Source organism: Microbulbifer sp. S227A, from assembly GCF_049800935.1.
Map to the genome: position 1 here is coordinate 83370 of NZ_JBNAFZ010000013.1, position 10786 is coordinate 94155.

11 protein-coding genes are annotated in these 10786 nt (G+C 59.0%); 5 read left to right on the top strand and 6 right to left on the bottom strand.

The window, feature by feature from the left end:
* Nucleotides 1–53: 53 nt before the first annotated feature.
* The 3 genes from thiD to ACP15R_RS22605 form a co-directional block, all read right to left on the bottom strand.
* Nucleotides 54–845: a bifunctional hydroxymethylpyrimidine kinase/phosphomethylpyrimidine kinase gene (gene thiD, locus ACP15R_RS22595; RefSeq protein WP_224868622.1), complete on the bottom strand. Its 792-nt coding sequence runs from the start codon at nt 843–845 to the stop codon at nt 54–56.
* 105 nt (nt 846–950) lie between these two features.
* Entirely contained in the window at nt 951–1373 is a 423-nt protein-coding gene (gene hemJ / locus ACP15R_RS22600; protein ID WP_224868623.1) for a protoporphyrinogen oxidase HemJ, read from the bottom strand.
* A 72-nt stretch (nt 1374–1445) separates the two neighbouring features.
* Nucleotides 1446–3266: a chloride channel protein gene (locus ACP15R_RS22605; RefSeq protein WP_224868624.1), complete on the bottom strand. Its 1821-nt coding sequence runs from the start codon at nt 3264–3266 to the stop codon at nt 1446–1448.
* 123 nt (nt 3267–3389) lie between these two features.
* Here ACP15R_RS22605 and argC point away from each other — a divergent pair, with 123 nt between their 5' ends.
* From argC to erpA, 4 genes are all read left to right on the top strand, one after another.
* The gene (gene argC, locus ACP15R_RS22610) at nt 3390–4445 is read left to right on the top strand and encodes an N-acetyl-gamma-glutamyl-phosphate reductase (protein WP_224868625.1); all 1056 of its coding nucleotides are present in this window, start codon (nt 3390–3392) and stop codon (nt 4443–4445) included.
* A gap of 60 nt (nt 4446–4505) precedes the next feature.
* Entirely contained in the window at nt 4506–5249 is a 744-nt protein-coding gene (locus ACP15R_RS22615) for a DUF6776 family protein (protein WP_224868626.1), read from the top strand.
* A gap of 94 nt (nt 5250–5343) precedes the next feature.
* Nucleotides 5344–5757, top strand: coding sequence for a bactofilin family protein (locus ACP15R_RS22620; RefSeq protein WP_224868627.1), 414 nt, complete (start codon nt 5344–5346; stop codon nt 5755–5757).
* A gap of 130 nt (nt 5758–5887) precedes the next feature.
* Complete coding sequence (gene erpA, locus ACP15R_RS22625; RefSeq protein ID WP_010132281.1) at nt 5888–6241, top strand: iron-sulfur cluster insertion protein ErpA; 354 nt, start codon at nt 5888–5890, stop codon at nt 6239–6241.
* 34 nt (nt 6242–6275) lie between these two features.
* Here the strand turns inward: erpA and ACP15R_RS22630 are convergent, their stop codons facing one another.
* Together ACP15R_RS22630 and ACP15R_RS22635 are read right to left on the bottom strand one after the other, a co-directional pair.
* The gene (locus tag ACP15R_RS22630) at nt 6276–7400 is read right to left on the bottom strand and encodes an anhydro-N-acetylmuramic acid kinase (RefSeq protein WP_224868628.1); all 1125 of its coding nucleotides are present in this window, start codon (nt 7398–7400) and stop codon (nt 6276–6278) included.
* Nucleotides 7401–8771 (bottom strand): peptidoglycan DD-metalloendopeptidase family protein, encoded by a 1371-nt coding sequence (locus ACP15R_RS22635; protein WP_224868629.1) that lies wholly within the window; start codon nt 8769–8771, stop codon nt 7401–7403.
* 363 nt (nt 8772–9134) lie between these two features.
* Here ACP15R_RS22635 and tyrS point away from each other — a divergent pair, with 363 nt between their 5' ends.
* Nucleotides 9135–10442 carry a tyrosine--tRNA ligase gene (tyrS, locus tag ACP15R_RS22640; RefSeq protein ID WP_224868630.1) on the top strand — a complete coding sequence of 436 codons (1308 nt, stop codon included), beginning with the start codon at nt 9135–9137 and terminating at the stop codon, nt 10440–10442.
* Here the strand turns inward: tyrS and ACP15R_RS22645 are convergent.
* Nucleotides 10390–10728 (bottom strand): hypothetical protein, encoded by a 339-nt coding sequence (locus ACP15R_RS22645; protein WP_424988273.1) that lies wholly within the window; start codon nt 10726–10728, stop codon nt 10390–10392. The two genes, tyrS and ACP15R_RS22645, sit on opposite strands and share 53 nt — an antisense overlap.
* Between the last annotated feature and the right edge of the window lie 58 nt (nt 10729–10786).

Consider the following 10786-nt stretch of genomic DNA (forward strand, 5'->3'; position numbering starts at 1 on the left):
GCAAACCGCGCGAGGGTGCCGCACCAGGGTTCTATGAGCGGGTAGGGGAATGGTCAGTCTTTACAGGCCCAGAACAGCCGGTTGGGTACCGGTCGTCCCATGCCGAGGCGTCGGCTGTCGGCAATGGCGCTCCAGGTAAATTGCTGGCTGCGATTCACCGCTTCCAGCATGTTCAAGCCGTGGGCTATGTGACAGGCGATCGCCGTGGTCAGGGTCCCGCAGACACCATAGGCTGCTGGCTGCAGGCGTTTCCAGTGGAATTTACGAATCAGGCCGCGTTCGTCGTAGAGGCGATTTTCCAGTTGTTGATCTTCCGCCGGCACCCCGGTCAGCAACAGGTAGCGACAGCCGCTTTCCAGCAGCTCCTGGGCCTGGGCGTCGTAGACGTCGGCCTCGCCGGCCATGGCGCGGGCTTCGCGTCTATTAGGCGCGACCAGGGTGGCAAGCGGCAGTAACAGATCACACATCGCACGCCACAGGGGCGGCGCCAGCAGGCTTTCCTTGTCTGCCAGAGTGGCATCGGGGTCGATAATCAGCGGGATATCCGGGTAGTCGCGGAGCACGCTGTGCATGGCGTGCACATTCTCGACCGAGCCGAGATAGCCGATTTTGATGGCCGCCACCGGCATATCTTCGAGAACCGCTCGGGCCTGCTCTACCAGCAGGCTGTCGTCCACCGGGGCGACGCCGGCGAGTTCGCTGGTGTCTCCCACCGTAATCGCCGATACCACCGAGGCGCAGTGGCACCCCAGGCTTGCGGCCGTTTCCGTATCTGCCGCAATACCGGCGCTGCCGCTGGGGTCGTGGTGGGTGACGGTGAGGACGACTGGCTGTTGCGTATCCATGGGCCTTCGGGAATCTTTGGCAGGTATCCTAATTCTAGCTGCGTCACTGGGTGTGACAGTGCGGCGAGGAGGGCTCATGCGCCCCTGTGCGGGACGCGTGGCGGCTTAAAACGGTTTCACCACCGCGAGAATCACAATCGCGATCAGTGCCAGCACCGGCAGCTCATTGAATACGCGGAAAAAGCGCCCGCTTTTGGTGATGTTGTCGACGGCAAACTTTTTCACGAAGCTACCGCAGATGTGGTGATAGCCGATCAGCAGTACCACCAGGGTGAGTTTGGCGTGCAGCCAGCCAGCAGACTTGTAGTAGTCCGGGTTGTAGGTAATCAGCCAGATGCCAAAAATCAATGTCGCTAGCATGGAGGGGATGGCGATACCCCGATACAGGCGGCGCTCCATGATCTTGAAACGGTCTTTACTCAGCGCATCGGTAGCGTCCACGTGGTACACAAACAGGCGCGGCAGGTAAAACAGCGCGGCAAACCAGCACACCATGGCAATAATATGAAAGGCTTTGACCCACAGCATTGAGGCTCCTTACCCCGCAGGGTTTGTTGTTACCATTTTGGCTTATTGTTGATCAGTGTCCTATAGCGAGGCTCACTGGCGGTAATAATGTTCTATATGCTGGGGCAAGATAATACCCGCCACATCACAGTTGCGTACACCCGGACTGCCCTGATCGTAATCCCGGCCAATATACAGCGCGCCCACATCTCGTCGTTCCAGCGTTTGCTGTGCTTCCAGTAGGGTGGCGCGCCAGCTAAGCGGGGCCATTTCCAGGCGCTCGCCGGGCAGGCGCAACAGATCGATCTTTTCTTCTTCTGCGAGGTTTTGCTCTTTGTCCTCGGGTTCTTTCTGCGGGCGCTGGAGGAAATGTGCCAGGTCCGCGGTACGCAACGCCACCGCGCTGCCTTCGGTGTCGACCAGCAGCCAGGCGGGTTTCTGGTCGATCAGACGCTGAGCCTGTGATTGGTCCAGTAACTGTGGGGCTACCGCGATGCCCCGCTCCATTGCGCCTGCCACGCCTACGCGGCTCAGCATTTGCGCCCGCCAGCTGGGGGTGCCACTTTTGCCGAGGGCGCGCAGCGATTCCTGATAAATACCATCGGTGGCAAACAGCTGGCGGCTCACCAGGCAGGCAACAACGATGGATAGCATGGCGGGGAATAGCACGTTGGCGTTGTAAGTCAGCTCGAGAATGGCCAGCAATGCCGCCAGCGGCGCGTTCAGCATGGCGGCCATCATCGCGGCCATGCCCACCATCGCGTAGAGGCCCGGGCTGGCAGTGGCCTCACCCAGCAGAAGGTTCGCCAGGTGGCCGGCGGCACCACCGATGCAGGCGCCGAGAATCAGGCTGGGGCCAATAACCCCTCCGGGGATACCGAGCCCGATTGCCAGGGATGTGGCAGTGAGCTTTGCCAGCACAATGATGGTCAGTGCGGCAACGCCGATTTGCCCGAGCATGGCCAGCTCCATGGTGTCGTACCCGGTGCCGAGTACCTCGGGAATCCAGATGGCCAGTAGCCCGGTGGCCGCGCCGGCAACGGTGAAACGCAGCAGGGGCGAGTATTTTTGCTGGAGGGGCACCAGTGTGCGCTGGCTGATGATAAACAGCGAGGCGAGTGCGCCAATTGCCAGGGCGCACGCAAACAAAATGGGCAGCTCTGCCAGTGATTGCAGTTGCGACGGAGGCACGTTGAACATGGTTTGGTGCCCAAACGCAAGGCGTGTGGCCGCGCTGCCGCTCACCGCCGCGATCATTACCGGCAGGAAGCCCGCTACCGTGTATTCCAGCATCACCACTTCCATGGCGAAAATTACCCCGGCCAGGGGGGTGTTGAAGGACGCCGCAATAGCCGCAGCAACCCCGCACGCGAGCAGGGTGCGTCGGGCGTTATTGGGCAGGCGCAGGCGCTGCGCCACCCAGCTGCCGGTGGCGGCTCCTAAGTGAACGGAAGGACCTTCGCGGCCAATGGACTGGCCACTGAGCAGCGCCAGGGCGCCGCCAAAGAACTGCAGAATCGCGTTTTTGGTGGGCATCTTGCCTTGGTGGTTGTGCAATCGGTCCAGCACGTGGACCACGCCAACCGGGCGCCCGGAGGGTGCGATCCAGTGGAATATCAGCCCGAGAATCATCGCGCCGACTAGGGGCAGCATGAAGCGCCACTCGGGAGAGAGGGACTCGAAGTCCTCCAGTTTCGGCAGATACAGGATGGCTGGGCCTTCACTGAGTTGCCGGAACGCGATAATCACCAGCCCCGCGCAGATACCGATAACCAGCGCCAGGAGTACCAGCGTAGAGAGGGCTTGCTGTGCGGAAAGTTCGAGTTGCAGGCGGTCGAGAAACTGCGGCCTGCGCAGGCGAGAAAGTGCGGATGCGAAGCGAGATGGGGGTTTCGACTGCGTTCTGCGCCGCACGGTTAATCCTTTAATCTGAGTGGCTTATGGTAGAGTGCACGGCTCATTATACAGGGGACGTGGCCCGCCAGTAGGGTGCCCCGCAAAGGATAGAGACCAGCAGGCAGTAAAAGGAGCAAGATCGTGAGTGTCATCAAGGCGGCAATCGTAGGTGGAACGGGTTATACCGGCGTGGAGTTGCTGCGCCTGTTGGCTGGCCACAGCGGCGTAGAGGTGAGCGCGATTACCTCCCGTGCCGAGGCGGGCACTGCGGTGGCGGAACTCTTTCCCAGTCTGCGTGGTCATTACGATTTGAAATTTACCGCACCAGACGTGGATACCCTGGCGGCGTGCGATGTGGTGTTTTTTGCCACACCACACGGTGTTGCCCAGGCACAGGTGCCGGCGCTGATTGCACGCGGTGTGCGGGTCATCGACCTGTCTGCGGATTTCCGCATACTGGACATCTCTACCTGGGAAGACTGGTACGGCCAGCCGCACGGCTGCCCGGAGTTGGTGCCGCAGGCGGTATACGGCTTGCCCGAGGTCAATCGAGACCAGATTGCCGGCGCCCAGCTGATTGCCTGCCCGGGCTGCTACCCGACCGCGGTGCAACTGGGTTTGCTGCCGCTGCTGGAGGCCGGGCTGGTCGAGCCCACCGGGATCATCGCCAACGCCGCCAGTGGCGCCAGTGGTGCCGGTCGCCAGGGCAAAACAGACCTGCTGTTCGCGGAGAACAATGATACCTTCCGCGCCTATGCGGCCGGTGGGCATCGTCACCTGCCAGAGATTGAGCAGGGGCTTGGTCGCGCTGCCGGTGGCCCGGTAGAGCTGACGTTTGTACCGCACCTGCTACCCATGGTGCGCGGCATCCACGCGACCCTGTACGCCAAGTTGAAGGACGCCGCCGCGGCGGCCAGTGCACAAGAGGCGCTGCAGCAGCTGTTCGAGCGGCGTTACGCAGCGGAGCCGTTTGTGGATGTGATGCCGGCTGGCAGCCATCCGCAGACCCGCAGTGTGAAGGGCACGAATATGTGCCGGCTGTCGGTAATGCGTCCCCAGGGCCGCGATACGGTGGTGGTGCTTTCGGCCATCGACAACCTGGCCAAGGGCGCGTCTGCGCAGGCAATCCAGAACATGAACATCATGTTTGGCTTAAATGAGAACCAGGGGCTAGAGAGCCCAGCACTGCTGCCTTAGAATCGGCAGCAGTGGCACAATAGAAAAATACACGACACGGCTACAACACGAATCAATCTCATGGCGCGCAAAGTTAAAGGCAGCAAGCAGTACCGTATGAAAGTGGTGCCCCACCGGCCCATCCTGCATGGCGTATTTTCCGTCCTGGGGGTGAGTTTGCTTGTGCTGTCCACGAGTGCCGGCGCTTTTTTTGCCGGTCAGTACCAGATTAGTAAGAGTCTGGATGAGAAGTCTCGTGCCCACGCCCGCGCGCTGGACGAGGTCGACCATCTGCGTGCGCAGATCGAGACCCTGCGCATCCGCGCCACCACTGCCGAGCAGTCGGTGACTATTGGCGAGCAGGCCAGCGAATCGGTGCGTTCCGAGCTGGTAAGCAAGGACAGCCAGATCGCCGAACTGCGTCAGGAGATCGCCTTTTATCGCGGAATCATGGCTCCCGCTGAGGGCAGCGAGGGCGTATCCATTGGCCGCTTCAGTATTTCTGAGGCGGGCGACCGGCGTTATCAGTACAAGCTCCTGGTCCAGCAGTCTGCCGCCCGTCACCAGGTGGTGACGGGAGCCGTACGCTTTACTATTGTTGGACAGACGGATGGCGAGGCCCGCCGCTATGCATTGGCGGACCTGTCACAGCAGGTGGAAAGCGAGTCCATCCCGCTGCGATTCAAGTATTTTCAGAATATCGAGGGAGAGCTGCAGTTGCCGGAAGGCTTCGTGCCGGAAGGTGTAGAACTGTCGCTCAAATCCAGTAAGCGCAAAGGATTCAATATTGATCAGCGCTATGGCTGGCTGGTGCAGCAGAGCTGATTTGCTGAGTGCGCACATGGCGCGTTTGGAGCGACCAGACTCCATCCAATTCATGAGGTTCGGTTGAATTATGTTGAAAAAGAAAGAGAAAACTATGGCTAGCACTGGCGGCAACAGCACCACCCTGATTGCGAAACACACCGAAGTAACCGGCGACCTGCATTTTCGCGGCAACCTGGTGGTTGAAGGTACCGTAAAGGGAAATATCAGCGCCCACAGTGACAGCGATGCGCGTCTGCAAGTGGTTGACGGTGGCACCATCGAAGGTGAAATCCGCGTTCCCAATGTCGTGGTAAACGGCAATGTGAAAGGTGATGTGCACGCCAGTGGCCACCTGGAGCTGGCCTCCAAGGCGATGGTGGAAGGTAATGTGCACTACAAACTGATCGAGATGGTAAAAGGCGCCCAGGTAAACGGCTCGCTGGTATCCAATGTGGACATGGATACAGCCAGTGAACCGCGCATGCTTGGCTTCAGCGCTGACGAAACGGTCACCGACGCAGACTAATCTGCAAACTCGGCTGGTGAAACCCGGCAAATGGGGTAATACTTGACCCATTTGCTGGGTTTTATTCATAATGCGCCCAGTCAGAGCGCCCACATAGGGTTGGGGCTGCAAACTGTGTCGAGTAAATTCTATGTCTGAAGCTGTTTCCTTTTCTCCCGAACCTATCCAGGTGACCGAACAGGCCGTTGCCAAGGTGAAGGGATTGCTGGAAGAGGAAGGGAACCCGGAGCTGAAGCTGCGGGTTTTCGTCACCGGTGGTGGCTGCTCAGGGTTCCAGTACGGGTTTACCTTTGATGAGCTGGTGGCCGAAGACGACGCGGTAGTGGAAAAAGATGGTATTCAGGTGTTGGTGGATGCCATGAGCTATCCGTATCTGGTTGGCGCCAGTGTCGACTACGAAGAGGGGCTGTCTGGCTCGCGCTTTGTGGTGCAGAATCCGAACGCATCCTCTACCTGTGGTTGCGGTTCTTCCTTCTCAATCTGATCGCTGACCTGCGTATCAGATCCCTTCCCGCCACTCAGGCGGGAAAGATCCCCCCAAGTACGGTTTCCCTGCTCGCTCCGGTCACTGCCGGGCAATTGCCATTCAGCCCCAGAATGGTCTGGCGTGCGAGCCACGCAAACCCGGCACCTTCCACCCAATCTGCATCGATCCCGTAATGGTCTGTGGGTGCCACCGTCCAGGTGGGCAGGCGTCTGCGCAGGCGTTCCATCAGGTCGCCGTTGCGCGCGCCACCACCGCATACCAGCAGCTCACCGCCCCGGGCAAACTCGTGCACACCATTGGCGATGGTGGCCGCGGTGACCTCGGCCAGGGTTGCCTGCACATCCACCGGGGTCAATTCGAGCCCGGCGCAGGCCATCTCGAGCCAGTTGGGGTTGAAGGCCTCGCGCCCGGTGCTTTTGGGCGCCGGCGCCGCAAAGAAGGGGTCGTTCAGTAAGCGGTTGAGTAACTCCGGGTGCGGATTCCCAGTGGCGCCCCATGCCCCATCGGCATCGTAGGCCTTGCCGCGATGCAGCTTGACCCAGTAATCCAGCAGCGCATTGCCCGGACCGGTATCGTAGCCGCGCACACCGCCATCGGCGGCCAGCTCGGTGATATTCGCCATACCGCCAATATTCACCACGGCACGATCGCGGTCGGCGCGAAATACCGCATTATGGAATGCCGGCATCAACGGTGCGCCCTGGCCGCCTAGGGCCATATCCCGGCGGCGGAAATCGGCCACGGTGGTGATGCCGGTTTCCGCAGCAATGGTATTGGGGTCACCGAGCTGCAGGGAGAATGGGGTCGATACAGAGCCCGGCGGGCGGTGGCGCACGGTTTGGCCGTGGCTGCCGATGGCGCGCACCTGTTGCGGCTGGATGTTCGCCTGGCGCAACACGGCAAGGGTGGCGGCGGCAAATTCCTGGCCCAGCTGGCGATCCAGCTGCCCGGAACGGTCTAGCTCGGAGGGGCCGGGTGCGCACAGGGCGAGGATGGCTTCGCGCATTTCCGTGGAAATGGGATGGCCGATCGCCGCGCGGGTTTTGCAGTGTAGTTGGCTGCCAGAGGGGGAGGTTGATTCAGAAAATTCGACCAGCACCGCGTCGATACTGTCGACGCTGGTGCCGGACATCAGGCCAATGTAGAAGTCCGTCATTCAGTTTACGGAGTCCTGCTCATCGTTATTTTGTGCAAGGGCGGGTTGTTCAAAGCGTTGCAACTGTGCCAGCAGTGGTTGGGTCTGGGCCAGGAAACGGTCCATTTCTGAGCTGGCGACGGCCTTGGCCTTGGGCAGCTTGCGTACAATGGTTGCAGGGTTGCGGTGGTGGCCATCGACCAGGAACTCGTAGTGCAGGTGCGGGCCGGTGGCATAGCCGGTAGAGCCGACGGTACCAATTACTTGGCGCTGCTTGACCCGTTGGCCGCGTTTTACATGACGTTTGTGCAGGTGTAGGTAACGCGTGATGTAACGCTCACCATGCTGGATAAACACGTAGTTGCCATTGCCCTTGGTGTAGCCTGCCTTGATCACGCGGCCATCACCGGCGGAATATACCGGCGTGCCACGCGGCGCAGCGTAATCGGTACCGTTGTGCGGGCGACGCGTCTTGAAGATCGGGTGCAGGCGGCGCGGGTTGAAGTGGGAGCTGATGCGACCGATGTCCACCGGGGTACGGATGAATGCCTTGCGCATGCTTTTGCCATCTGGGGTGTAGTAATTCACGTCCCCGTTGCTGTCTATGTAACGAACCGCGCTGAAGGTCTTGCCCTGATTGGTAAAGGACACCGCCTGAATGGCGCCGTTGCCAATCTTCTCGCCATCGATAAACTCTTCATCGAAAACCACGCTGAACTTGTCGCCCTTGCGAATATCCAGTGCAAAGTCGATGTCCGAGCCGAAGATGTCGGCCATCTCCATGATCAGGTTGTTGCTGAGGCCGGCCTTGCTGCCGTCCACAAACAGCGAGCTGTTGATTTCCGCCTGGCGAAATGCAGTGTAGCGTTCGGCTTCGCGTGTGTGCAGAGCGTACTTGTACTCGTCGGAGCTATCGCGGCTGAATTCAACCTTACTGAGGCGATCCCGGTGCAGCTCGAGGGTCTGCAGGCTGCCCTCACCGTCAATCTGGAAGGTGAGTTCCTCGCCCGGCACCAGTTTGGCCAGTTGTTTCGCTTCTTTGCCGCTCGACAGCAGCTGGTACATTTCCGCGCTGCTAACGCCGGCACGCTGGAATAGGTCAGACAGTGTATCGCCGTTGCGCACGGTCTCCTGTACCACGCGCAAGCCTTCCATAACGCTCGTGCTGCCCGCAGTCTCTGTTTCGAGCTCCGGCGTCGATTGTTCGGTCAATACTTCCGCGTGGCTCAGGGTCACCGGCAGTGGCGTTCGCTTCGCCTCGACTTCCGGTGGCGAAATAAACAGGACGAGGGCGAGGGCGAAACTCGCCGCACCGGCGGCAACGGCGTGGGTGCGCGGGAAATGCTTGCCCATAGCGCCGATCAGGCGCTCGTTTTTGCGTCGATTTTGCATGGTTCTATATAGAAGTAGCGCTGACAGTGGTATTTGTTGGGTTTGGGTCAGACGTGAAGCGTTGCGCCGCAGGCCTGTGATCGTCTAAAAAACGAACACCAAGGCGACTTTATAACAAAATTTACGCCGTCGTTCACGGGGTAATTGACCTGTCTGATCAAGATTCAGTTCCTCCATGCGGTCATTAAAGGCTTCCGAGCAGCCATGGGCCCACCATTGCAGCCCACCGGGTGCGCCCTGCCGCATAACCGCCTCAAGCTTGTATTTACCGCTGGATTCGGTACATTTGCAGCCCAATTTTTGGCCGCCGAAACCTTCTTTGGCGGCTTACTGAGACATCTGATTTTACCGCAAGGGGATACCATGGCCGGAGTGGACGCGACACTACTGGAAGATCTCACGCGCCGCGGGCTGGTCAATCAGGCCACCGGTGACGGCGAACTCGAGCTGCATCTGGCAGAGCAAAGTCGCACTCTATATTGTGGTTTCGATCCCACGGCGGATTCCCTTCATATAGGCAGTTTAGTCCCGCTGCTGACCCTCAAGAGGTTTCAGGCGGCAGGTCACCGACCGATTGCACTGGTTGGCGGCGCAACCGGCCTTATTGGCGACCCTTCCTTCAAAGCACAAGAGCGTTCACTGAATACCCCGGACGTGGTTTCCAGCTGGGTCGAGAAAATCAAAGCCCAGGTCAGTGCTTTCGTCGATTTCGAATCCGGCGACAATGCGGCATTGGTCGCCAACAACCTGGACTGGACCAAAGACCTGAATGTGCTCGATTTCCTGCGCGATGTCGGTAAGCACTTCTCTGTGAACAATATGGTGAACAAAGAGTCCGTCAAGCAGCGGATTCAACGCGAGGGAGAGGGTATCTCCTTCACTGAATTCGCCTATATCCTCCTTCAGTCCATGGACTTCTCCGAGCTATACAAGCGCCACGAGTGCACCCTGCAAATCGGTGGTTCGGACCAGTGGGGCAATATTACCGGTGGCGTCGACCTCACCCGTCGCCAGCACCGCGGCAAAGTCTTTGGTTTGACCCTACCGCTGGTCACCAAGGCCGACGGCACCAAGTTCGGCAAGACCGAGAGTGGCACCATCTGGCTCGACCCCAAGCGCACCTCACCATATGCCTTCTATCAGTTCTGGCTGAATACTGCCGATGCGGATGTGTACAAATTTTTGAAGTACTTCACCTTCCTGAGTGTCGATGCCATTGATGCACTGGAGCAAGAGGATGCTGAGCGCGCCGGTCGCCCGCAAGCGCAGGGCGTGCTCGCCAAGGAAGTGACCCGTCTGGTACACGGTGATGAAGGTCTTGCTGCAGCCGAGCGGATTTCTCAGGCACTGTTCTCCGGCGGTATCGAAGATCTCTCCGAAGGCGATCTGGAGCAGCTGCGTCTCGACGGCCTGCCCAGTTCCGAGCTGCCGGCCGACTTCGGCGAGCAAAGCCTGATTCAATTGCTGGTGGATGCGGGCATGGCACCTTCCGGTAAGCCAGTAAAAGATGCACTTGGCCGCAGTGCCGTACTGGTAAATGGCGAAGGCATTGGTATGGACAGTAATGGCAACCCGGCGTCTGTGTTTGTCGTCGAGCGTGCTCTGCATAACAAGTACTTTATTGTTCGCCTGGGTAAGAAGAAGTACCACTTGTTTTACCGCGCGAATTAATCGCAAGTTGATCCCTAATTGAACGAAAATTGCCGGAAAAAATCTTTTTTGCAGTTTTGTCATAAAAGTACTTGCGTACCCCCCGGCAGATTCGTATAGTTCGCGCCCTCGCTGCTGCAGCGGCAACGCAAAGCGCGGCGGGGAAGCTAAGTAAGCTTTTGATTTTCAAAGATTTTTCTTCGAAAACATTTTTAAAAAAACCTTGCTTCAGCGGATCGGATGTGTAGAATACGCGTCCCACAGTGATGGCCAAGCGCTGCACTGAGTTGTTTAAAAATTCGATCAAGCAATATGTGTGGGTGCTTGCGGAGCGACGGATCGATACAGATGTCCCAATCCTTTAT